This is a genomic window from Mycobacterium fragae (genome assembly GCF_002102185.1).
Taxonomy (GTDB): Bacteria; Actinomycetota; Actinomycetes; order Mycobacteriales; family Mycobacteriaceae; genus Mycobacterium; species Mycobacterium fragae.
Map to the genome: position 1 here is coordinate 573,157 of NZ_LQOW01000031.1, position 23,510 is coordinate 596,666.

Sequence of the window (23,510 nt, forward strand, 5' to 3'; positions counted from 1 at the left end):
CTCATAGTCCGAAAAGAGGTATCTGCCATGAATACTCGTCGAATTGCCAGCGCCGCGATTGTGGCTGCTGTCGCAGTATTCGGCTCAATTGCCGCAGGCGGTATGGCGCAGGCCGACCCGCCAGGGCCCGGCGATCCTTGCCCGGCATTGCATGCGACCACGACCGATGCTGAGGGGCAGACGATGTGGTGCAACCCGATGATGACGGGAACTCATGGCTTGGTGTGGCAGTACGGCGGCCCGGCTTAGGAAAGTTTCAGTCGGCCTGCCGACTACGGACCCGGCTGCCACCCCTGGTTGATCACGCACATCAGTCCCACGCCGTCGGGCGACTGCGCGGCGGCGTCCTGGCCGGGTGGGCAGGGTGTACCGATCTGCTGGACACCGCTCAGCGGCGACGACAGCACCCAGTTCCCCGATGAGCCGTCGGACGAAACACACGCCACGGCTTGACCGCTCGCCGTCCGCCCAAAGATGTATCGGTGAAAATTCGAGCAGGGCGCACCCACCTCGACGCCGTAAGTCATGCCCGGCACGTCGGTTTCGTCCGGCACGTCGGCAGCCGAGATCGGGGCAACCCCGAGCGTCAACGATGCAATCGCAGCGCCCGCAGCGAATTTGACGGTAGTCATGCGCCATACATTAACGATGATTCGTCGTACGGTTCGGCAAATCGACGATTGGCCTTTTCGAGCACTCGGTACGTCAGGGCGGGTAGCGGCGCGGAGTGAAGACCCGGTCGGCGGAATCGCCTGCGTACCACTGGGTTTGCGACGAGCCGACAATAAGCAGGCAGCGCATGTCGACATCGGCCGGGTTCAGGTCGGCGAGGCGCACCACGGTGACGCGCTCATCCGGACCGGACACGTCGCGGCCAATCACGACCGGTGTGCCGGGCTCACGGTGGGCCAGTAGCAGATCCCGCATGGCGCCCACCTGCCAGGTCCGCGTTTTCGACGCCGGGTTGTAGATCGCCAGGACCAGGTCGGCCGCGGCGGCGGCGGCCAGGCGCTCGGCGATCACGCTCCATGGCTTGAGCCGGTCGGACAGCGAGATCACCGCGTAGTCGTGACCGAGCGGGGCGCCGACCCGGCTGGCCACGGCCTGCGCGGCGGTCATCGCGGGAATCACCCGTACCTGCACACTCGGCCATTGTTTGGCCTCTTCGAGCACCGCGGTCGCCATCGCGAACACGCCCGGGTCACCCGAGGAAACCACCGCCACCGCGCGGCCCTGCTCGGCCAGCGCGCAGGCCAGTCGCGCCCGGGCGGGCTCGTCGGTGTTGTCGCTGGGGTGGCGGCGCTGATCGTCGCGCACGGTGACCCGGTCCAGGTAAGGGCCGTAGCCGATCAGATCGGTGGCCGCGGCGAGTTCGCGGCGGCTCTCCGGGGTCATCCAGTCGCTTTGCCCCGGCCCCAAACCCACCACCGCTACACCGCCGCGTCGCGCTTGTCGCTGCCGGCCGCCGGGCACCATGGCCAGCGAGAAGTACGGCACGCTGGCCTCGTCGACGTCCGCCGCGGGCAGCACCCGCTGATCCGAGGTGCTGGCCCGCTCCACATAGAGCGCGTCATCGAGCTGACCTGCATCCGAAAGTGCTTCACGCACAGCGGGATACGAGCGGCCCAGTTTGAGCACCACCGCGGCGTCGGCGTCGGAGAGCCGGCGAGCCAGCTCTGCGGGCGGCAAGGTGCCCGGCAGCACCGACAGCACCTCGTCGCCGGCGACCAACGGTGTGGCGATCGCCGCCGAGGCCGCGCTGACCGACGTCACGCCCGGCACGATCACCGCATTGAACCGCGCCGTCAGCCTGGTGTGCAGATGCATGTAAGAGCTGTAGAACAGCGGGTCACCTTCGGCGAGCAGCGCGACGTCCCGGCCGGCGTCCAGATGAGTGGCGATCCGCTCGGTGGCGGCGGCATAAAAGTCCTCGATTGCGCCCGCGTAGCCGCCCGGGTGGTCGGTTACCTCGGTGGTGACCGGGTAGACCAGATGCTCCTCGATCTGACCGGTACGCAGATACGGTTCGGCGATGCCGCGGGCGATGCTGTGGCCGTGCCGGGCGCTGTGATAGGCCACCACGTCGGCCTCGCCGATCACCCGCGCCGCCTTGACCGTCACCAATTCCGGGTCTCCCGGCCCCAGCCCGACCCCGAAGAGCGTGCCCCGGCCGGTCATTCGGCCTTGGCCGCGATCGCGTTGACGGCGGCCGCGGCCAGCGCACTGCCACCGCGACGGCCCCGCACCACCAGATAGGACATCCCGCGCGGACGGTCGATGAGCTCCTGTTTCGACTGCGCCGACCCGACGAACCCGACGGGGCCACCCAGCACCGCGGCCGGTGCGGGTACCCCCTCGTCGACCAGTTCGAGCAGCCGAAACAACGCCGTCGGGGCATTACCGATGGCGACCACCGCGCCGGCCAGCCGGTCCGCCCACAACTCCACCGCGGCCGCCGAGCGGGTGGTGTGCCGGCGGGTGGCCAGCTCGGCCGCCCGCGGATCGGCGACGAGCGACACGACCTCACTGGCGGCGGGTAGCCGAGCCCTTGTGATCCCCGCGGCCACCATCGACGAGTCGCACAGCACCGGCGCGCCCGCGGCCAGCGCCGCGCCGGCCCGAACGACCACATCGTCTGTGTAGGCGACGTGCTCGGCGACGTCGACCTGCCCACAGGTGTGGATCAGCCGGACCACCACACGCTCGACGTCGGCGGGAAATCGCCGCAGGTCCGCCTCGGCGCGGATGGCCGCGAACGACTGCCGGTAGATCTCGGCGGCGTCGCGCAGGTAGTCCAGCACCCGCTCACCTTAAGACCTGAGTAGCCGGTAGCCCTCGCCGGTTGCGACCAGCACCTCACCGGCGGGCGGGCTGCCGCACGCGCGTTCACAGCCCACGAAGTGACGGTGCCCGGTGGAGTTCTCGCCCAGCGACCGCGCCGCATCAGCGCGCACGTCTGCAGCCGAGTAAGCGCAGCCCGGGCTGCCGGTGCAAGCGCTGACGGAAAGCCACGGAGAGTTTTCGTCGAAGACCAGGCCCAGCGGCGCCAGCACCCGCAGCGCCGCGTCGGCGACCGCGTCGTCGAGGTCGCACACCAGCACTGACCGCCAGGGCGTGATCACCAGCGGGGCGTCGATCGCGGCCAGGTATTCGGCGACGTGCGCAGGCAAGACGCCCAGCGGCACTGCCGCGCCCAGCGTGACCCGACCGTCGTCCTGGGGAATCCAGCCGACCGGCGGCTTGGTAACCGGTGGAAAAGGATTGCCGAGTTCCACGCCGGGCAGCAGCGCCTGCAGGTCGGCTAATTCCGCGACGCGCCATGCATTTTCGCGTACTGCGACAAACCGCACAGCCAGTTCGACAAGACTCGAGACGACCTCCGCGCGCTCAACCCGCACGCCGGTGTCCCGCCCGGCCAAAACCAGCGCGCAGTAATCGCCGAGCACCTGCACACCGACGTCGGCGCCCAGGCCCGACACGTCGCTGCGGCCGTCGTCGAGGCTGAACCAGAATCGGCCGGGCAGCTGGGCCAGCGCAGCCTCGGATTGGATCACGTGGTCCAAATCGGCAACCCATCCCCGCACGTCCGTCGTTCCGCCGACCCGGCCGGACAGCGGCGACGCCACGATGTTGCGGACCCGCTCATGGGTCGCCGACGGCAGCAACCCGGCGTCCGCGATCGCCGAGGCGACCGCCGCCACGTCGGTAATCGCACGCAACTGCACATTGCCGCGGGCCGTCAGCTCCAACGCCGCCGAGCCGAAGTCGGCCGATGCCCGGGCCAACGCCACCAGTTGCCGGGCGCTGATCATCCCGCCGGGTAGCCGCACCCGCACCAGCGCGCCGTCGGCGGCCCGGTGCACTTGCAGCGCGCCGGGGCAGGCGTCGTGCTCACGGGTCCTGCGCACCCGTCCACGGTACGGGTCGATGGCCTACTCCACTATGGCGACCGAGTGGTCGTGAGTCGGCGACGAGCATCGAATTGGCGATCGCGATGTCTTGTTCGAATCCGCAAAGCATCGCCGTCGCGCGATACCGACAGGCAAAGTCGCGGAAGGCGGCCTCGTCGCCGCGGGTACGTGCCAGTCGCGCCCGCAGGCGCAGCAGCGGGATCTCGAACACCACGAAGCCGGGATCGGTGGGCACGGCCGCCAACCTGTCAATCGCTGCCTGAGCCTCGGCGTCATCGCCGACACGCCCGCGGCGCAGCAGCGACTCGACGAGAACCGCTGTGGCGCAACCTCGATAAAGAATCTCGCCGGTGTCGAACTGGTCTTCGATGACCTTTCGGGACAACTGAATCGCCTTATCGAGGTCACCGCGGCGCAGCTTCTCCAGCGCGACATGGACGTCGACCATCATCACACCCATCACGTTGGAAAGCTGATTCGCGGCGTCCCTGCTTTGCACCAGCAGCTCGTAGCCTTGTGCGCGTTGGTTTCCCGAGAGGTGAGCCAGAGTTATACCTCGAGTGACTCGAGCCAACCACAGAGTAACGTCGTCGCCAGACTGCTCGGCGACCTCGAGCGCTTCGGCCGTCTCCCTCAGTGCGGTCGCGTCAGCCGCGAGCGCTCCGGTCGTGATGCCGAACGCGTACTTGTAGATAACCACCAGAACACGCGACATCGGGTCGAACGGACGCGCCATCGCCACGCCGTGGTCGATATCAGCACGCCAGCCCGGAATGCCCAGAGCACACTTGTTGACGCCGCGGGCGGTGTAGGCAAGGGCCAGCGGCGATCCCAGAATCATGTTGCCCTTGGTGGGATCGTCGTCGGCCAGGTCGATTACCCGTTGGGCCAAGCGCAGCGATTCAGCCATCTCCCCGGCCTCGCCCTTGGCGTAGATAGCGCCGTAAAGCAGCCCGACAATCATGGTCGGATCGCCGATCGAATCGAGAAGGTCGGCCAACTCGGCTGCTAACCGTGAGGATTCGTGAAACCCGCCGTTGAACGTCAATAGCGAGAGGATGCCGGCGATGCCGACCGCCAAAGAACAGCGGTCGCCGCTGGCGGCCGTAAGTTCGCGCAGCTTGCCGAGCCCGGTATCCGCCGCGAGTCCTCCTGTGCGCCAGGCAGTCCCACACAGCATCGTGCGAGGGGCGATCTGCATCGCGGTCCGTGACGGATTGTCAGCTTGCAGCCGGTCTGCGACACCGCTGGCACGTTGCCAGTTCAATCGAGCCGCGGCGATGTCGCGGCTCACCGACCATGCGGCGGCACGCATGTGCCACTCGAAAGCTTCGGCCATGTCGCCCGCGGCTTCCAGGTGCTCGGCGATCAGAGCGGCGTGAGCATCGACCGTGTCCTGCTCGCGCCATTCGATGGCGACGGCTAGGCGGCGATGAAGGTCGGCACGCGCAGACACCAGCTGCGATTCATAGGCCACTGTCCGGATCAGCGGATGACGAAATGCGTACTCGGGACTAGGCGTAGCGGTCACCTGGTCGATCAGCTCGGCCTCGACGAGCTCGTCGAGGGCGGTCGTGTCCAGAAGCTCATTCAGCAGGCAAATGCTGAACCGCGATCCGATGACCGCCGCGGCATTCAGAGTCCGTTTGGCCGAAGCGCCGAGGCGGTCGATACGGGCCTCGATGGTGGTCATCAGCGTTGCGGGTACGCTCACATCCGCGACATCACCCAGGCAGGTGTAGTTTCCGCATGCGCCCTCGATGATGCCGCGCTCGGCGAGATCACACACCATTTCCTCGGCGAAGAACGGGTTCCCGGCCGCCCGCTCGGTGATCTGCGCAGCGAGTCTTCTGACCGTGGGATGGCACCCAAGTAGCTCGCTGACCAGCGCGCCTGTCTGCGAATCATCCAGCGGGGCCAGGGAAATCGTTCGACCGCTCGGTGTTCGGCTGAGTTCTCCGCGGTACTCAGGGCGATAGGTGATCAGCACGGCCGCGTTGGTTCGCGGTATGACTGAGACAAGGTCCGCGAGCATCGACTCGCTTGTGTCGTCGATCCAATGCGCGTCCTCGACGATATACAGGGTCGGTGTACGGCGCGCCAACGACGCGGCGTTGAGCAGGTTGGAGAGCCTGCGTCGACGGGCGTCGGGATCGATTTCCGGCAGCGCTACCTCGGTTTGCCGGACGCCGAGTAGATCCTCGAGCAGAAGAAGGTCTGCCTTGTCGCTTCCCGGCATTTTCGCGCGCACCCGTGCCCGCGCCGTCTCTGCGTCAACACCGTTGACGTCGAACACGTCCCGCAGCAGGCGTGCGACCGCGTGAAATGGGATCTCGCTCGCATGGGATTCGCAGAACGTCGAAAAAACCTGGATGCCACAGTCGCTGGCGATCTCTGCACATTCGTGAGCGATTCGGCTCTTCCCGATACCGGGCTCCCCGAGCACACCGACGACGCACCCGGTTCCCTTGACCGATTGATCGATTATTGCGGTCAACGCTTTGATTTCCTGCTCACGCCCGATCAGCGGTGATTCAAAGCGACCGATCCGCCCGCGATCACCCGCCATTGAGATGAGCCGACGGGCGGGCATCGGGGCGTGGGCTCCCTTGACGTGCACCATCTCGGTGTCGCCAAGGACAGCAGCGGTCTCGACCAGCCGGGCTGTGGGCTCAGTGAGCATCACCCCACCGGGCGGTGCCACCGATTCCATCCGTTGGGCCATACCGACGTCTTCACCTATGGCGGTGTAGCTCACTGGGCTGGAACCGATTTCGCCGACGATAACCCGACCGGAGTTCAGGCCGGCCCGCAGCTGCAGAAGAATCCCGGCCAGATTTTCCACTTTCGTGCTCAGACGCTGTGCCTCGGACTGAATGTCAAGTGCGGCAAAGCACGCGCGGACAGCATGGTCTTCCAACGCGATTGGCGCGCCGAACAGCGCCATGATGCCGTCGCCGGTGAACTTGTCAACAATGCCGCCGTAGCGCTGGACCACAGCCGCAGAGCGGCTGAAGAGCTCGGTCATGACCTCGCGGAACCGCTCCGGGCCCAGCGCCGCGGCGATATCCATCGACTGGACCACGTCGACGAATAACACTGTCACTTGCTTGAACTCGGTGGTTTTGTGCGGGAAGCTGATCGCCGCGCCACATGCGTGACAAAATCGGGCGCCGCCGGGCAGTCTCGTGCGGCACGAGGCGCACGCGGTTGCCGGCGCCGCCTCGTGCGCTGTGCGATGGCGATTTGTCCGTTGAAGCGCCACGACAGCGCCTCGCTTGCTCATGACATGCCCTACCTTGTTCTGGTCATCGCGGCGGTGCGCTCTGCGTCGTCGCGACACCCCTAGCGTGTCGCTGGCCGGGCAAGCGGCCTAGCGTAGGCAGCTACGTCAATCGCGGTTATGTCCGCAGGCGGGTTTTACGCGAGTGCAGGCGCGTCGAAGACGTGCTGGCGGTGGGGCCGATCCGAACCCGCGCAACCACCCCGGTCGCAGGTGAAAGCCCTGCTCATAGGGCTGATGCCGAAAACGAGTAGTCGTCTACGCTACTGCCGCCCAAGGCGGCGCCAGACACTGCCCGGTATGTCGAAACATCGTGGTCATGCGGTTGTGCTTGGTGCCAGCATGGGCGGCCTACTGGCGGCCCGTGTGCTGGCCGACTTCTACGAGCGGGTGACGCTGGTCGAGCGGGACGCATTGCCCGCCGATCCCGTGAACCGGCGAGGCGTCCCGCAGGGCAGGATGATCCACGCACTGCTCGCGCGTGGTGCACAGATCCTCGACGAGCTGTTCCCCGGGTTCCGCGATGAACTGGCGGCCGGCGGCGTCGAAAGCTGGGACGACGGCGATCTGTCGAGGCTGTACATATCGGTCGGAAGCCACCAAATGGCCCGCGACGGCAAGGCACCAAATGCGCCGTCGATCTTGTTCCCGAGCCGGCCATGCCTGGAATGGAACGTCCGGCGGCGAGTCCAGGCGATCACCAACGTGACCTTCCTCGAGGGCCACGACGTCGTCGGCCTGACCGCGACACCGGATTCCAGGCGTGTCACCGGTGCGCGGGTGGTGAATCGCGACAACGACCGGGTGACGACGCTGACCGCCGACCTCGTCATCGACGCCACCGGGCGGGGCTCTCGCACGCCGCTCTTCCTGGAGCAACTCGGTTACGGCCGTCCCCCCGAGGACGAGCTGATGGTGCACCTCGCCTACGCCTGTCAGCTGCTGCGCATCGCCCCCGGGACTGTCAAGGAGCGAATGATCGCGCTCTTCCCCGAGCCGGGGCGGCCCACGATGTTCGCGATGTTCGGGTACGAAAACAACACCTGGATGGTCGCCGTCGGCGCCATGATGGGGCTTGCGCCACCGAGCCGTCGTGCCGATATGCTCAGCTTCGCAGCCGATTTCGCGCCCGCCGAGTTCCTGGACGCGATTCGGTCGGCCGACCCGCTCGACGAGGTGCGCCACCACCGGGTTCCGTCGAACCGCTGGCGTCGCTACGACAAGATGCGGCGGATGCCCAACGGACTGCTTGTGATCGGCGACGCGATCTGCAGCTTCAACCCGATCTACGGGCAGGGGATGACGGTCGCGGCCATCGAGGCGACCGTCCTGCGCGACTGTCTGCGCCGCGGCCGGCGCGGCTTACCGCGACGCTTCTTTCGCGCCAGCGCCAAGCAGATCCGAGTGGCCTGGCACACCGCCGTCGGCTCCGACTTGGCTCTGCCCGAAGTGGTGGGACCGCGACCGACGTCGATGCGCATCACCAACGCGTTCCTGGAGAGGGTGATGACGGCCGCCGAAACGGACCCCGCGGTCACGGGCCAGTTCATGCGGGTCATCGGAATGGTCGACTCGCCCGTACGGCTGCTACGCCCGTCCATCCTGTGGCGCGTTGCACAGGCGAAACGGCACGCCGAGCCCCAAGGGGCAGTGAAGCGTTCGGTGACCGCGGCACAGCACGCCGCGATTACGCCGACGGTGTAACAACAAGGTAGAGAAGGAGTTCGGATGTCCAACCAGAATATCGAGGCAACGAAGAAGGGCTACGCCGCTTTCAACGCGGGCGACCTCGAGACCGCCTTGAGCGTCTTCGACGACGCGGTGGAGTGGAGCATTCCCGGTGAGAGCGCGATCGGCGGGACCTACCGCGGCAAGGCCGAAATGACCGGGCTGCTGGCGCAATTGGCGGAGAAGACGACTTCGGTCCAAACGAAGCGCTTTCTCGCCGACGGCGATGTCGTGGTCGTGCTGACCGAAGTCACTGCCGGAGGCGAAACGTCTCAGGAAGCCGATGTGTTCACCTTCCGCAACGGCAAGGTCATTCAGGCCCAGTCGTTCGGCGACACCGCCATGCAGGAGCGGATCTTCGGCAAGAAGGCCGTGGCCGCCGGCTAAGCCGGACGAAGCGGTAGCTCCGCCGGAGCGGAACTACGGGTATCGGGGGTTCGGCTTGGGCCGGGCCCCCGACCCGCGCCCAGCGCAGGAAATTGGGGTAGGCGCATTGCTCTATGCACCCCGTCCCGCGGCGGCGATGGTTCAGGGACATCCGGTAGCAACGCTGAGAGGGGTCCGGCGGAGTGAGCGAATCGAAGGCGCGCAACCTGTTCATCGCTGTCCGAAACCCCGCCGACAACAGGGTGGTCGGTGAGATTCGGAACGAGGCGCCCGAAGCCGTCGCCGTGACGGCTCGGGAACTGCCATTGTTTCAGCCTGAATGGGAGGCGATCGGTCCGAAGGGCCGCGGGGCGTCGCTGCTGAAGTTCCAGGACTGGGTGTCCGACAACATCGCGCACATCGCCGACGTGATCCAGTCGCAAAGCGGCAAGACACGTGCCGAGGCCTTGACCGAGCCGGCCGGCGTTGCCGGTTTTGTGAACTACTGGGCGGGCAACGCCGCGAAGTTCTTGGCCGACGCCGATCTGGACAACATCTCGGCCCACGCCGTGCCGATGGGTGGCCGGAAGCAGTCCGGAATCGGGTCGCGAGGCGGCGGCGCCGACGGAATCCGCAAATACTGCCGCCCGCAGGCCATCATTTCGCCCCGCACGCCGACTGGTTCCAGGGAACTTGTGAAATCCAAATCTGACGCCTAGCCGGATTGGGTTTGCCAAAGATTCTTCTTCGCAAATGCGACATCTCGCCGAAACAACCCGCCGACTCCAGGTAGCGTCCGCTTCAGGAGAGGAAAACCGGGGGAGGTTCGGCGCCCGTTGCAAACCGAATCAAGGTGGCCGATAGTTGCCCGCGAAGCAGAGTTCCGTCGAGCGGTGGCGGCGCTCGCGCCCCGCTCTGACGTGCGCGGCGTCGCGTTGGTCGGTGATAGCGGGGTTGGCAAAACGACGCTGGCTCACGCAGTTGCCGACGCGTTGCGGTCTGAAGGTCGGACGTTGCGTTTCGTGCTGGGCACTCAGACCGGGGGCGCCGTGCCGTTAGGCGCCTTTTCCCGGTCGGTCACAGTCGACGCAGCGCATGAACCCGCCACCATGCTTGCCGCCGCACACAAAACTCTGGCGCAGGAAGAGAACCTGGTTGTCGTTGTGGATGACGCTCAGTTGCTCGATCCACTCTCGGCCACCTTGGTCTACCAGCTGGCGGCCGACGGCACAGCGCGATTGATCGTCACGATTCGTTCGGGCGATGCGATGCCCGACGCGGTGAGCGCGTTGGTCAAAAATCGACTGTTGCGCAGTTTGCACATCGACCCATTCACCTGGGAGCAGACCGAGGAACTGGCCCGCGCAGTCCTCGGCGGTGCCGTCGAGTCCCGGCTGATCGACGAGTTATACCGCCGGACCGCAGGCAATCTGCTGCTGCTGCGCGGCTTGTTGGGTGCCGGTCAGGAAAGTGGAGTGCTGGTCCACACCAAGAACGGGTGGCACCTTCGAGGCCCGCTGCGCGCGGGCCGCGAACTCTACGACCATCTCGAGCTTCGGCTGCGATCCCTGGCTCCAGAAGAACTGGAAGCAGTAGAGACCTTGGCCGTCGCAGAGTTGGTGGACTGGGAGATCTTGCGGGAGGTTTGCGACGCCGAGGCCGTCGGGCGGCTGGAGCGCCGTGGCTTGATCAAGCTGGTTGCCGACGGCTCAGACATGGTGGCGCAGCTGAATCATCCCGTTGTGGGCGAAGCCGCACTTCGGCTCGCGGGGGTGGTGCGTTCCCGGCAGCTCAACGGACGATTGGCACAGGCTCTGCAGAAGTACCTGCAGATGGGAGGCCGACGCTCGAGGTTGCCGGACGTGCGCGGCCAGATCCGCCTGGCGCAGTTCATGGTGCGCAGCGACTTGCCCCCGGACCTCCCGGTGATCATCGGTGCCGCGGCGCACGCGGTGACGATGTCGGCCGTCGGTCACGGAGAGGAGCTGGCCCGGTTCGCGTTTGATCACGGCGGCGGGCTGCCCGCGGCGCTGGTGCTTGCCGACGCGCTGGGATGGCAGGGCCGAGGCGACGAGGCGGAGGCGGTGCTCGTCGACGTCGATCCCAGCGGGGAAGATGAGTTGCTCACCATTCATTGGGGCTGTCTGCGCGCCGCGAATCTGTTCTGGGTTTGTGGGCAGGTTGAGCCCGCCCGGCAGGTACTAGCGGACGTGAAGGAGCGGGTCGATTCCGAGGCGGGCGTGGGTCTCGTCGCCGCCATGGAGCTGTCGTTCGCGTTCTTCTCCGGGGACGTTGCGACGACGATCGAGACCGGGCCGACCCTGTGTGCGTCCGGTCTGGTGCCGGTTGCGACGGTGTGGGCGGCGGTAGCAACGGCCCTTGCATTGGCCCTCGCCGGCCGGTTCGGCGAAGTCGGGCAGATAGCGGAGGCGGGGTTGGCGGCCGCGGCGCTCAGCGAATCGGGGCCGCAGCGGTTCGCCATCGGGCTAGCCGAGATCCTGGCGTCGACCGCGGCCGGTGACCACCCACGGGCCGAACGGGTCTTGGAACGCTATACCGCGATGGCCGCTGGTGTGCCCGCTGCCGACGCCATGGTCGATGCGATGCAAGGACTGGTGCAGCTGGCCCGTGGCGCGCTACCGTTCGCCTGCGCCGCGCTGCGCGATGCGCTATCGGCGGTGTCGGATGGTTTTCCGTCGCCCTGGACGATGCTCGTGGCGACATGGTCAGCGCAGGCTGAAGGCGCCCGGGGGAAGGGGGAGGCGGCCGCCGAGTTGTTGCGGATGTCCGAAGAAGCGTATGGACCGCAGGTGGCCGTGTTTTTGCCGGAACTCGAGCTCGCCCGGGCTTGGGAGCGGGCATCTGCCGGGCAGACGACGGCTGCGCAGACGCATGCGATCCGCGCCGCGCAGATTGCTCGGCGTACGGGCATGTCCGCCATCGAAATTCGCGCGCTGCACACGGCCGTTCGGTTCGGCGACCGCTCAAACGCCTCGCGGGTGGCGGAGTTGGCCGGGAAGCTGAGCACTCCGTTGACAGATGCGTTCGCCGCACATGCCCGCGGCTTGGCCACGCGCAACGGAGCTCTGCTCGATGCCGCGGCGGATCGATTCGCCGTAATGCCGGCGCTGGCGCTTGCCGCGGATGCCGCAGCCCAAGCGGCACGGGAACATGCGCGCGCGGGCCACCGCGGCAAGGAACTGGAATCATCGACCCGGGCGCACTGGCTAGCCAGTCAGGGCGGGGTCAAAACACCCGCAGTCGATGCCGCTGCGCAGCCGCTGCCGATCACTGACCGGGAACGCGAGATCGCGATGCTGGTGACAACCGGTTTATCCAACCGTGAGATCGCCGATCGGCTGTCTGTATCGGTGCGGACGGTGGACGGACACCTCTACCGCATTTTCGCCAAGCTCGGGATCGAGCGCCGTGACCAGCTTGTCCGGCTAGTTGGTTCGGCCCGGTCGGAGGCCTGAATCAGTTCCGGACTGCGCTGGCCGGTCGAGTCGTCGGCCGCGGCTGCGCTTCGGGCAGCCTGCTTAACCAGTCGAGCGCGGTTGCGGTACGAATGACGGGTGCCCGAGCCGACCGTGCTGTTGCTGTCGACGTCCGACACCGACCTGATCACCGCCCGCAGCAGCGGCGCCAATTACCTCCTGGCCAACCCTGCACGGCTAGTGCCCGACGACTTGCCGGAGTTGCTGCGCACCGCCGACCTGGTGGTGGTCCGCATCCTCGGGGGCTACCGCGCCTGGCAGGACGGCATCGACATGGTGCTGGCCGGCGGCGTGCCGGCCGTCGTGGTCAGCGGCGAACAATCGCCGGATGCCGACCTGATGGAGCGCTCCACGGTGCCTGCGGGCATCGCGCTGCAAGCGCACATTTACCTGGCCCAGGGCGGTGTGGCCAACCTGCGCCAATTGCACGCCTTCCTGTCCGACACGCTGCTGATGACCGGCTTCGGCTTCACCCCACCCGTGAGCACACCCACCTGGGGCGTGCTGGAGCGCACCGCCACGGACACCGGCGGCCCGGCCGTGGTCGTGCTGTATTACCGGGCGCAGCAACTCGCCGGCAACACCGGCTACGTCGAGGCACTGTGCCAGGCGATCGAAGCTGCCGGCGGGTCCCCGCTGCCGCTGTATTGCGCGTCGCTGCGCACGGCCGAACCCGACATGCTGGAAATGCTGGCCCGAGCCGACGCCATGGTGGTGACGGTGCTGGCCGCCGGGGGAGCGACACCAGCCAAGGCAGCAGCGGGCGGCGACGATTCCTGGAACGTCGAACACCTTGCGGCACTGGACATCCCGATCCTGCAGGGCCTGTGCCTGACCAGCTCCCGCCAGCAGTGGCAGGACAACGACGACGGGCTCAGCCCGCTCGACGTCGCCAGCCAGGTCGCCGTCCCCGAGTTCGACGGACGCATCATCACGGTTCCGTTCTCGTTCAAAGAGATTGACGACGAGGGGCTGATTTCCTATGTCGCCGATCCGGAGCGCTGCGCCAGGGTCGCCGGCCTGGCGGTCCGCCATGCGCAACTGCGCCGAATCAGCCCCGCTGACAAGCGGATAGCGGTCGTGTTCTCCGCCTACCCGACCAAACATGCTCGGATCGGCAATGCGGTTGGTCTGGATACCCCGGCCAGTGCCGTCAGGTTGCTGCGGGCCATGCGTGAGCATGGATACCGCATCGGCGAGCTGCCGGGCGTCGACGCACAAGACGGTGACGCGCTGGTGCACGCGCTGATCGAGCGCGGCGGCCAAGACCCCGACTGGCTCAGCGGCGACCAGCTGGCCGGTAACCCAATCCGGGTGTCGGCCAAGGACTATCGCGAGTGGTTCGCAACGTTGCCCGCCGACTTCACCGACTTGGTGCAAAAGCATTGGGGACCCGCGCCGGGGGAGCTTTTCGTCGACCGGACCAACGACCCAGACGGCGAAATCGTCATCGCCGCAATGCAGGCCGGCAATGTCGTGCTGATGGTGCAGCCGCCGCGAGGTTTCGGGGAGAACCCGGTGGCGATCTACCACGACCCCGACCTGCCGCCCAGCCACCACTACCTGGCCGCCTACCACTGGCTCGGCGCGGCCCCTCCGGAAGGCTTCGGCGCCCACGCCGTCGTGCATCTCGGCAAGCACGGCAACTTGGAGTGGCTACCGGGGAAGACGCTGGGCATGTCGGCGGCGTGCGGACCCGACGCCGCGCTGGGCGACTTGCCGCTGATCTACCCGTTTCTGGTCAACGACCCCGGCGAGGGCAGCCAGGCCAAACGGCGCGCGCACGCTGTCCTCGTCGACCACCTCATCCCGCCGATGGCACGCGCCGAAACCTATGGCGACATCGCGCGTTTGGAGCAACTGCTCGACGAGCACGCCACCATCGCCGCGCTCGATCCCGGCAAGCTGCCCGCCGTTCGCCAGCAGATCTGGACGCTGATCCGGGCGGCCAAGATGGACCACGATCTGGGACTGACCGAACGGCCCGAGGACGACTCCTTCGACGACATGCTGCTGCACGTCGACGGCTGGCTGTGCGAAATCAAGGACGTCCAAATCCGCGACGGCCTGCACATCCTCGGCCAACGGCCGGCGGGCGAGCAGGAAGCGGACCTGGTGCTGGCGATCCTGCGGGCTCGTCAGCTGTTCGGCGGCGAGCACGCGGTGCCCGGGTTGCGTCAGGCGCTCGGGCTGGCCGAGGACGGCACCGACGAGCGGACGTCGGTCGACGACGCCGAGGCTCAGGCCCGTCGGCTGGTCGAGGCGCTGCAGGAAACCGGCTGGGATGCCGATGCTGCCGAGCATCTGACCGACGACACCAAAGTTGCCGCGGTGCTGCGATTCGCCGCTACCGAGGTAGTACCCCGGCTGGCCGGGACCGCCGCCGAGATCGACCAGATTCTGCGGGCACTTGACGGCAGGTTCATCGCGGCCGGCCCGTCCGGCTCGCCGCTGCGCGGGCTGGTCAACGTGTTACCCACCGGCCGCAACTTCTATTCGGTTGACCCGAAAGCGGTGCCCTCACGGCTGGCGTGGGAAACCGGTGTGGCCATGGCCGATTCGCTACTTGCCCGCTACCGCGACGACTACGGCGATTGGCCGCGATCGGTCGGGCTGTCGGTGTGGGGGACCTCGGCGATGCGCACGGCCGGCGACGACATCGCCGAAGTGCTTGCGTTGCTGGGAGTTCGGCCGGTGTGGGACGACGCGTCGCGCCGAGTGGTGAACCTCGAGCCCATCACGCTGTGGGAGCTGGGCCGGCCCCGCATCGACGTGACGGTGCGGATCTCCGGGTTCTTCCGCGACGCGTTCCCACATGTCGTGACGATGCTCGACGACGCGGTGAGGCTGGTCGCCGATCTCGACGAGTCCGACGACGACAATTACGTGCGTGCCCACGCTCAGGTCGACCTGGCCCAGCACGGTGACCAGAGGCGTTCTACTACAAGGATTTTCGGTTCTAAGCCGGGGACGTACGGCGCCGGGCTGCTGCAGCTGATCGACAGCCGCAATTGGCGTGACGACGCCGACCTGGCGCAGGTGTACACGGCATGGGGCGGATTCGCCTACGGGCGCGGGCTGGATGGACGTGCGGCCACCGAGGACATGAACCGTCAATACCGGCGAATCGCCGTCGCCGCCAAGAACACCGACACTCGTGAACACGACATCGCCGACTCCGACGACTACTTCCAATACCACGGCGGCATGGTGGCCACCGTGCGGGCGCTGACCGGCAACGCGCCCGCCGCCTACATCGGCGACAACACCCGCCCGGACGCCATCCGCACCCGCACGCTGTCCGAGGAGACCACCCGCGTCTTCCGCGCCCGCGTGGTCAACCCGCGTTGGATGAGCGCGATGCGCCGACACGGTTACAAAGGCGCCTTCGAGATGGCGGCCACCGTCGACTATCTGTTCGGCTACGACGCCACCGCACACGTGATGTCTGACTGGATGTACGAACAGCTCACCGAGGCCTACGTGCTGAATCTCGAGAACCGCAAATTCATGTCCGAATCCAACCCGTGGGCGCTGCACGGGATGGCCGAACGGCTGCTCGAGGCGGTCGGCCGTGGCATGTGGGCCGACCCGCGACCGGACACCGTCGAAGGGCTGCGCCGGGTATTGCTGGAAACCGAAGGCGACCTTGAAGGCTGACGATTCGGTGACCTTAGACTGGCGCGGTGGCCCCGACCTTCGCAGATATCGCTGAGGCGCAGTACGTCTTGTTGACCACGTTCACCAAGGACGGCCGGCCCAAGCCGACGCCGGTCTGGGTGGCCCGTGACGGCGAGCGGCTGCTGGTCATCAGTGAGGAAAAGTCGTGGAAGGTCAAGCGAATCCGCAACACCCCCCGGGTCACACTTGCCGTCTGCGATATCCGCGGGCGCCCGAAAAGTGAGGCCATCGAGGCGACGGCGACCATCCTCGACAAATCTCACAACGGCGCGGTCTACGATGCCATCGGTCGACGGTACGGTCCGGTCGGCCGGGTGTTCAACATGTTCAGCAAGCTGCGCGGCGGCATGCAGAAGAACGTCGGCCTGGAATTGCGGACTGCCGGTTAGCTCGACGCGCCGTCGCGCAGGTGTTCGCCGAAGAACGCGAACACACGGGCCCAGGCGTCTTCGGTGGCGGCCTGGTTGTAGCCGAATCCGGTGATGCGGAGCAGTGGCTGAGCGGGAAGTTTGTTCGCGAAACTGTGCCCCGCGCGCGGATAGACCTTGACGTCGTTGGTGATCGCTTTTTGGTCGAGAACCCGTTGCAGCTTTTTGGGCGCCCCGATGCCCAGCGGGTCACGGCCGCCGAAGCTGGCCACGATCGGGCAGGCCCCGTCCAGTGTTTCGCTCAGTTCGCGGGGCAGAGGTGTGCCATAGAACGGCGCTGATGCTCCAAACCCCTTGGGGGACATGACAAGTGCGAAACCGCCGCCCATGCAGAAGCCCGCGATGCCGACCTGGCCGGTGCATTCCGGCAGCGACTGCAGGTGGTCGCGGGCCGCCAGGATGTCATCGAGTGCGCGCCCGCGCTTGGTTCTCAGGTCCCGCATGACCTTGGCGATACAGCGTGCCCTGCCGCCCCGGGCGAACAAGTTCGGGGTGAGTGCGACGTATCCGGCGGTGGCGATGTTGCTGTTGATGGACTCCTTGTCGGTTTGGTAGCCGATGGCGTCATGAATCACCACCACGCCTGGCCATGGCCCCTGCCCGTCCGGCACATCCAGCAGCGCGTCGATCGGGCCGGCCGGGGTATCGATCTCGATTGTCGTCACGTCAGTCATCTAACCGTGCTGCGGCCGCTCGCGGAACTCCCGTCGCTTCCCGCGACGTTGCCTGTTCATGGTGTCGCGACTTTTTCTCGTCTACGCCCTCGTCGAGCTCGCGGCGGTGGTGGCGCTGGCGTCGACGATCGGGCTCGGCCGCACCCTGCTGCTGATACTGGCCGCCTTCCTCGTCGGAGTTGTGCTCGCAGGCTCGCAGATGAAGACCCAGTTCAAGCGGCTGCGCGCCGGTCTGGCGGCTCCGCAGCCTCGCCTGGTCACCGACAGCGCCTTGGTTGCGCTGGGCACCGGCCTGGTTGTCGTTCCCGGCCTGGTGACCACTGTCGCGGGGCTGTTGCTTTTGTTGCCGGCGACGCGGGCCGCGGTGCGCCCGCTGGTTACCGCGATGGCGATGCGTGGCATCGGCCGGCGTGCCCCGCTGATCACGGTCGCGACCGCGGGCGCCGACCGATACGCGTCCGCTCGCCCCTCGCGGGACGACTACATCGATGGCGAGGTCATCGACGTCACCGATGTCGACCCGCCGGCGCTGCCGGGCGCGCCCGGTTAAACCAAGGTGACCGCGAGCGCCACGAGGCTGTTGGTCAATGGCCGGGTGCACAGCCCGACCCACCCCGATGCGACGGCGATGGCGGTGCGCGACGGCGTCGTGGTCTGGCTGGGCGGCGACGACATCGGCCGCGGCCAGTTTCCCGGCGCCGAGGTCGTCGATCTCGACGGCGGCTTCGTCGCGCCGGGCTTCGTGGACAGCCACATCCACCTGACCGCCACGGGTTTGACTCTCACCGGACTGAATTTGCGGCCCGCGACCTCGCGCGCACATTGCCTGCAGCTGATCGCCGCATACGCCGCTGCGCATCCGGGCCAGCCGGTGTGGGCGCACGGTTGGGACGAATCCTGCTGGCCTGAGAACGCGCCGCCCAGCACCGCGGAGCTGGATGCGGTGCTGGGGGACCGGCCCGCCTACCTGGCCCGCATCGACGTGCACTCGGCGCTGGCGTCGACCGGTCTGCGCGCGCGAGTCTCTGGACTCGCCGCAGCGGTCGGATTCGACGGACAGCGGCCTCTGGTCGGCGACGCCCACCACCGGGTCCGCGCCGCCGCCCGGGACCTGCTGACCGATGTCCAGCGCGCCGACGCCAGGGTCGCCGCGTTGGACGCCGCGGCCGCCAACGGGATCGTGGCCGTGCACGAATGCGCCGGCCCGCAGATCGGCGGGCTCGACGACTGGCGGGCGCTACACGCCATCAACCACGGCGTCGAGGTGATCGGTTACTGGGGCGAGGCCGTGACCAGCGCGGCGCAAGCGCGTGCCGTGCTTGCTGACACCGGTGCCGTCGGACTGGGTGGTGACCTGTTCGTCGACGGCGCCCTGGGGTCGCGCACCGCCTGGCTGCACGAGCCATACACGGACGCCCCGGACTGCGCTGGCACCTGCTACCTCGATCCCGACGCCATCACCGCGCATGTACGTGCTTGCACCGAGGCCGAAGCGACGGCTGGCTTCCACGTAATCGGCGATGCCGCGGTTTCGGCGGCGGTCGCCGCCTTTGAACATGTGGTCGACGACCTTGGGGTGTTTGCGGTGGCTCGATGCGGTCACCGCCTGGAGCACGTCGAGATGGTGACCGCGGAGGAGGCGAAAAAGCTGGGCGCGTGGGGCATTGTTGCCAGCGTGCAACCGAATTTCGACCGCCTCTGGGGCGGCCGCGACGGCATGTATGCGCGCCGCCTCGGGGCCGATCGCGCCAGCCGGCTCAACCCGTTTGCCCTGTTAGCATCGGAAGGCGTGCCCCTCGCGCTCGGTTCGGACGCTCCGGTGACGGATCTCGATCAGTGGGCGGCGGTGCGGGCCGCGGCTAACCACCACACTGCGGGCAGCGCGTTGTCCACTCGAGCGGCGTTTGCCGCCGCGACCCGGGGCGGCTGGCGGGCCGGCGGTGTCCGCGACGGTCTGATGGGCAGCTTGGTGCCGGGTGCCCCCGCGTCGTATGCCGTCTGGGACATCGCTGAACTCGACGTCAGCACACCAAGCGATGCCGTCCGTCGGTGGTCCACCGACCCCCGGTCAAGGGTGCCGGCCTTGCCACGGCTGGGGCCGGCCGATACCTTGCCCCGTTGTCGGCAAACCGTGCATCGGGGTGCGGTCATCTATGGCTAAGGAGATCAAGCGGTCCGGTCGGCGGGTGCGTCCCGCCGAGAACACCGACGTCATCCCGGCCGTCGAAGACGAGTCCACCGGTGAGATTCCCGTCCAGGCCGATGACGCGGCGGACCTCGACGACGACCGCGAGGCGACCGACGTCGAGGCGGAGGACGACGAGCTGCCCTGGACAGGGAACAGCGCCGCCGTGCTGTGGGACGAAATTCGGCAGCGGCTGCCCGGGTTCGGCAGGGCGCTGCTGGCGTGGCTGGGCAAGGCGCTGCGGCCGCGGCTGCTGCGGCTGGGTGTCACGGTCGCCGCTGGTTTGCTGCTCTGCTCCAGCTTCCCGAGTTTCGACTGGTGGTGGGCCGCCATCCTGGCGTTTGGTCTGCTGGCCTGGGTACTGATCCAACCGGCCACCACGCCCGTCGGCGGCCTTGGCTACGGATTCCTGTTCGGGTTGGCGTACTACCTGCCATTGGTGCACTGGGTCAGCCTTCTGGTGGGGATGATGCCCCTGCTGGCACTGGTCGTCGTGTGTTCGGTCTTCCCGGGGATCTTCGGCCTGCTGGCCGTCGTGGTCCGCCGGCTGCCGGGATGGCCGATCTGGTTCGCGGTGCTGTGGGCGGCACAGGAGTGGCTGAAATCGGTGATTCCGTTCGGGGGATTCCCGTGGGGCGTGGTTGCCGCCGGTCAAACCGCCGGCCCGTTTCTGCCGCTGGTTCGGCTGGGGGGCGTCGCATTGCTGTCATCGGCGATCGTGTTGATCGGATGCAGCGCGACCGCCATGGGGCTGGAGATCGTGTCGTGGTGGCGAGCCTCGCGTCAGCCGCGTCAGCCCGAGGGCGCAGGCGACGTGCCGCCCGCGGTGCTGCTGCCGACCATCTGCGTCTGCCTTATGTTGCTCATCACCATGCTCGTGTGGCCCTCGGTGCGCCACTCCGGTACCGGATCGGGCAACGAACCGATCGTCACCGTGGCGGCGATTCAGGGCAACGTGCCCCGGCTGGGTTTGGAGTTCAACGCGCAACGCCTTGCGGTGCTCGGCAACCATGTCCGGGAGACCCGCCGGCTGGCCGAGGACGTGCGCGCCGGTCGCGCCCCTCAACCTCAGTTCGTCATCTGGCCCGAGGATGCGTCGGAAGTCGACCCGTCGCGCAACCGCGACGCGGCGCTGTTGATTTCGTCAGCGGCCGATGCGATCGGGGCGCCGATCCTGGTCGGGGCATTGTTCGAGGTTCCCGGTCGGCCGCCGAACGCTCCGGCAGAGACCAACACGGTCGTCGTCTGGAAGCCCGGGACGGGACCGGCCGACCGCCATGACAAGCAGATCGTCCAGCCATTCGGGGAGTACTTGCCTTGGCGCGGCTTCTTCCGGCACCTCTCGTCGATGGCCGACTGGGCCGGCTATATCGTCCCGGGCAACGGGACCGGGGTGGTGCATGCCGCCGGCGTCCCGGTCGGGGTTGCGACCTGCTGGGAGGTGATCTTCGACCGCGCCCTGCGGGAGTCGGTCCGCAACGGCGCCCAGGTGCTCGCAGTGCCCGCCAACAACGCCAACTTCAACCAGAGGATGAGCGAGCAGCAGCTGGCCTTCTCCAAGGTTCGCGCCGTGGAGCTCGACCGGTACACCGTCGTCGCCAGCAATACCGGGATCAGCGCGGTGGTCACGCCGGATGGCCGTGAGCTGGCCCGGACGAGCTTTTTCGAGCCGGACTACCTGGACACCCAGGTGCGCCTCAAGACGACGTTGACCCCGGCCGCCAGATGGGCCCCGATCCTGCAGTGGGTTCTCGTCGTGGCAGGTGGCGCCGTCGTCGTCGCCGCGATGCTGCACAATGGGTGGTTCCCGGGTCTGAACCGTCGCCTGTTGCCGCTGGCGAAGAAGCTCGGCCCGACTCCGGAGAGATCCGAGGACAGCGCGCTCGAGGCGGGTGCGGAGGACACGGCACCTGACGAGGCGGCGAACGCTTAGCCCGGTGAGGGCCAGACAGAGGAGCCATATGACGGGCGATCGTCCCAGCCAGCGCACACTGGTGATCATCCCCACCTTCAACGAGCGGGAGAACCTCCCGCTGATCCTGCAACGGCTGCACGGCGCCCGTCCCGACGTGCACGTGCTCGTCGTGGACGACAGCAGTCCCGACGGCACCGGAGAGCTGGCCGACGAGCTGGCGCAGGCCGACCCCGACCGGATTCATGTCATGCACCGCACCGCCAAGGATGGCCTTGGCGCCGCGTACTTGGCGGGCTTCGGCTGGGGTCTGAGCCGGCAGTACTCGACGCTGGTGGAGATGGACGCCGACGGCAGCCACGCACCCGAGCAGCTGCACCGGCTGTTGGACGCCGTCGACGCCGGGGCGGACCTTGCCATCGGTTCGCGCTATGTGGACGGCGGGACGGTGCACAATTGGCCGTGGCGTCGGGTGGCGCTGTCCAAGATCGCCAACACGTATTCGCGGCTGATGCTCGGTCTCGGCGTGCATGACATCACCGCCGGTTACCGCGCCTACCGGCGCGAAGTGCTCGAGCAGATCGACCTGGACGCCGTCGACTCCAAGGGCTATTGCTTCCAGATCGATCTGACCTGGCGCGCGGTGAACAACGGTTTCGTGGTCGTCGAAGTGCCGATCACCTTCACCGAGCGTGAACTGGGCGTGTCCAAGATGAGCGGATCCAATATCCGCGAGGCGCTGGTCAAAGTCGCGCAGTGGGGGATCAGCGGACGACTGAACCGCAACAAAGCGGTGCCGGTCCGCAAGTGAGTGGCTGCGTCAGCTGCCGCGCCGACGGGACCTGATCAGCTCGAGGCGCTCCTTGAGCAACTCCTCGAGCTCCTCGACCGAGCGACGCTCCAGCAACATGTCCCAGTGGGTGCGGGGCGGCTTGACCTTCTTGGGCTCCGGCAGGTCACCCTCGATCAAGGTGCCTTCCATGCCATTGCGGCACAGCCAGGTGCCGGGGATCTCGGCATCGTCGGCGAATGGGACGTCGAACTCCTCGCCGTTCTCGGTGCGATACCGCGCGATCTGACGTGGCGCGAGGTCGTGATTGCGGTCCGTCTCGTAACTCACGGCGCCCAGGCGACTGCCTCTCAGCACACGATCAGCCATCGTCCACCATCCTTATATGTCCTCTTAAAATCCTCTTAGCGCAATTCTCTCCGGGCTGACAACGCGACGGCCGTCTGGGTAGTTCCCGGTGCGACTCGACCATCCATGATACCGGGATCGCGGCGTCGCCCCGGCTAAAGTCGGGCCCGTGACCCGTCGTGTTCGACCACAGCCGTGCCGGTGTGGTCGTGACGTGACCGATAGCGGGATGGGCCGGCGCCGCCAGTACTGCCGGCAGTCCTGCCGGCAGCGTGCCTACGAGCAGCGGGCCTCGATCAACGGCGCTAAAGGATCGTCGCTGCCGCCGGACGCCGTGGTGCTCTCCGCCGAGGAGGCTGCCGACCTATCCGACCGCGTCTACCAGGTGCGATGCGCGGCAGAAGATGTTGCCACAGCGCTAGACGAAGGAGCCGGGCCAACCGAACTGCGCGAGTTGTGCGACGCGCTGATGCGAGCCGCGCAAGCGGCCGACGGATGGCGCTGACCGGGCCGGGTGTCCTCGGGTGAGCGATGCATCAGCCAGCAGGTACAGTCTCGCCATAGATCGCTGGGCTACGCCGGAATAGGCCGCCGACCCAGGGCATGAATCGAGCGGGCACGTCGGCGCACGGCGCCAATTCCCCGTGTAGGAAGCCGGGAGTATCGGAAGTGTTGCTTGCAGACGCCGCGTCCCGCATCCAGCGACC

17 protein-coding genes and 1 pseudogene are annotated in these 23,510 nt (G+C 67.4%); 11 read left to right on the forward strand and 7 right to left on the reverse strand.

What is annotated here, in order from left to right:
- The first annotated feature begins 27 nt into the window (after window positions 1-27).
- Window positions 28-249 (forward strand): hypothetical protein, encoded by a 222-nt coding sequence (locus AWC06_RS21055; RefSeq protein ID WP_085199896.1) that lies wholly within the window; start codon window positions 28-30, stop codon window positions 247-249.
- Window positions 250-272: 23 nt separating this feature from the next.
- Here AWC06_RS21055 and AWC06_RS21060 read toward each other — a convergent pair whose 3' ends face one another.
- From AWC06_RS21060 to AWC06_RS21080, 5 genes are all read right to left on the reverse strand, one after another.
- Window positions 273-632, reverse strand: coding sequence for a hypothetical protein (locus AWC06_RS21060; RefSeq protein WP_085199897.1), 360 nt, complete (start codon window positions 630-632; stop codon window positions 273-275).
- A 73-nt stretch (window positions 633-705) separates the two neighbouring features.
- The gene (locus tag AWC06_RS21065; RefSeq protein WP_085199898.1) at window positions 706-2,178 is read right to left on the reverse strand and encodes a precorrin-2 C(20)-methyltransferase; all 1,473 of its coding nucleotides are present in this window, start codon (window positions 2,176-2,178) and stop codon (window positions 706-708) included.
- Complete coding sequence (locus AWC06_RS21070) at window positions 2,175-2,801, reverse strand: precorrin-8X methylmutase (protein ID WP_085199899.1); 627 nt, start codon at window positions 2,799-2,801, stop codon at window positions 2,175-2,177. The genes AWC06_RS21065 and AWC06_RS21070 overlap by 4 nt, the downstream gene beginning before the upstream one ends.
- A gap of 9 nt (window positions 2,802-2,810) precedes the next feature.
- A complete protein-coding gene (gene cobG / locus AWC06_RS21075; protein WP_085199900.1) occupies window positions 2,811-3,908 on the reverse strand; it encodes a precorrin-3B synthase in 1,098 nt (365 codons plus the stop codon).
- A complete protein-coding gene (locus AWC06_RS21080; RefSeq protein ID WP_308066236.1) occupies window positions 3,892-7,176 on the reverse strand; it encodes an ATP-binding protein in 3,285 nt (1,094 codons plus the stop codon). The genes cobG and AWC06_RS21080 overlap by 17 nt, the downstream gene beginning before the upstream one ends.
- Before the next feature lie 318 nt (window positions 7,177-7,494).
- Here AWC06_RS21080 and AWC06_RS21085 point away from each other — a divergent pair, with 318 nt between their 5' ends.
- The 6 genes from AWC06_RS21085 to AWC06_RS21110 all read left to right on the forward strand — a co-directional run bounded on the left by AWC06_RS21085 (window position 7,495) and on the right by AWC06_RS21110 (window position 16,855).
- Window positions 7,495-8,898: an FAD-dependent oxidoreductase gene (locus AWC06_RS21085; protein ID WP_085199902.1), complete on the forward strand. Its 1,404-nt coding sequence runs from the start codon at window positions 7,495-7,497 to the stop codon at window positions 8,896-8,898.
- Window positions 8,899-8,922: 24 nt separating this feature from the next.
- Entirely contained in the window at window positions 8,923-9,309 is a 387-nt protein-coding gene (locus tag AWC06_RS21090) for a nuclear transport factor 2 family protein (protein ID WP_085199903.1), read from the forward strand.
- A gap of 182 nt (window positions 9,310-9,491) precedes the next feature.
- On the forward strand, window positions 9,492-10,007 hold the full coding sequence (locus AWC06_RS21095; RefSeq protein WP_085199904.1) for an aldehyde dehydrogenase family protein: 516 nt from the start codon (window positions 9,492-9,494) through the stop codon (window positions 10,005-10,007).
- A gap of 141 nt (window positions 10,008-10,148) precedes the next feature.
- Window positions 10,149-12,764 carry a LuxR C-terminal-related transcriptional regulator gene (locus AWC06_RS21100; protein ID WP_085200100.1) on the forward strand — a complete coding sequence of 872 codons (2,616 nt, stop codon included), beginning with the start codon at window positions 10,149-10,151 and terminating at the stop codon, window positions 12,762-12,764.
- Window positions 12,765-12,863: 99 nt separating this feature from the next.
- Window positions 12,864-16,445 carry a cobaltochelatase subunit CobN gene (cobN, locus tag AWC06_RS21105; RefSeq protein WP_085199905.1) on the forward strand — a complete coding sequence of 1,194 codons (3,582 nt, stop codon included), beginning with the start codon at window positions 12,864-12,866 and terminating at the stop codon, window positions 16,443-16,445.
- Between the two features lie 26 nt (window positions 16,446-16,471).
- Window positions 16,472-16,855: a PPOX class F420-dependent oxidoreductase gene (locus AWC06_RS21110; RefSeq protein ID WP_085199906.1), complete on the forward strand. Its 384-nt coding sequence runs from the start codon at window positions 16,472-16,474 to the stop codon at window positions 16,853-16,855.
- Here the strand turns inward: AWC06_RS21110 and AWC06_RS21115 are convergent.
- A complete protein-coding gene (locus AWC06_RS21115) occupies window positions 16,852-17,559 on the reverse strand; it encodes a dienelactone hydrolase family protein (protein ID WP_085200101.1) in 708 nt (235 codons plus the stop codon). The genes AWC06_RS21110 and AWC06_RS21115 overlap by 4 nt on opposite strands.
- A 67-nt stretch (window positions 17,560-17,626) precedes the next feature.
- Between AWC06_RS21115 and AWC06_RS21120 the strand changes: the two genes are divergently transcribed.
- The 3 genes and pseudogenes from AWC06_RS21120 (at window position 17,627) to lnt (ending at window position 22,476) form a co-directional block, all read left to right on the forward strand.
- Window positions 17,627-18,118, forward strand: coding sequence for an FxsA family protein (locus AWC06_RS21120; protein ID WP_085199907.1), 492 nt, complete (start codon window positions 17,627-17,629; stop codon window positions 18,116-18,118).
- 78 nt (window positions 18,119-18,196) lie between these two features.
- Window positions 18,197-19,729 (forward strand): amidohydrolase, encoded by a 1,533-nt coding sequence (locus AWC06_RS21125; protein WP_085200103.1) that lies wholly within the window; start codon window positions 18,197-18,199, stop codon window positions 19,727-19,729.
- Window positions 19,722-22,476: pseudogene (gene lnt / locus AWC06_RS21130) on the forward strand (apolipoprotein N-acyltransferase). Before AWC06_RS21125 ends, lnt begins: the two are co-directional and overlap by 8 nt.
- A gap of 9 nt (window positions 22,477-22,485) precedes the next feature.
- Here lnt and rbpA read toward each other — a convergent pair.
- On the reverse strand, window positions 22,486-22,824 hold the full coding sequence (gene rbpA, locus AWC06_RS21140; protein WP_085199909.1) for an RNA polymerase-binding protein RbpA: 339 nt from the start codon (window positions 22,822-22,824) through the stop codon (window positions 22,486-22,488).
- 208 nt (window positions 22,825-23,032) lie between these two features.
- On the opposite strand from rbpA, the gene AWC06_RS23360 reads away from it, so the two are divergent.
- A complete protein-coding gene (locus AWC06_RS23360) occupies window positions 23,033-23,308 on the forward strand; it encodes a hypothetical protein (protein ID WP_211282010.1) in 276 nt (91 codons plus the stop codon).
- Window positions 23,309-23,510: the final 202 nt, after the last annotated feature.

Excerpts from the sequence above, each read along its gene's own strand:
- rbpA (WP_085199909.1), bottom strand. The coding sequence starts at position 22,824 with ATGGCTGATCGTGTGCTGAGAGGCAGTCGCCTGGGCGCCGTGAGTTAC.
- AWC06_RS21060 (WP_085199897.1), bottom strand. The coding sequence starts at position 632 with ATGACTACCGTCAAATTCGCTGCGGGCGCTGCGATTGCATCGTTGACG.
- AWC06_RS21090 (WP_085199903.1), top strand. The coding sequence starts at position 8,923 with ATGTCCAACCAGAATATCGAGGCAACGAAGAAGGGCTACGCCGCTTTC.
- AWC06_RS23360 (WP_211282010.1), top strand. The coding sequence starts at position 23,033 with ATGGGCCGGCGCCGCCAGTACTGCCGGCAGTCCTGCCGGCAGCGTGCC.
- AWC06_RS21065 (WP_085199898.1), bottom strand. The coding sequence starts at position 2,178 with ATGACCGGCCGGGGCACGCTCTTCGGGGTCGGGCTGGGGCCGGGAGAC.
- AWC06_RS21055 (WP_085199896.1), top strand. The coding sequence starts at position 28 with ATGAATACTCGTCGAATTGCCAGCGCCGCGATTGTGGCTGCTGTCGCA.
- AWC06_RS21125 (WP_085200103.1), top strand. The coding sequence starts at position 18,197 with ATGGCGGTGCGCGACGGCGTCGTGGTCTGGCTGGGCGGCGACGACATC.
- AWC06_RS21120 (WP_085199907.1), top strand. The coding sequence starts at position 17,627 with ATGGTGTCGCGACTTTTTCTCGTCTACGCCCTCGTCGAGCTCGCGGCG.
- AWC06_RS21085 (WP_085199902.1), top strand. The coding sequence starts at position 7,495 with ATGTCGAAACATCGTGGTCATGCGGTTGTGCTTGGTGCCAGCATGGGC.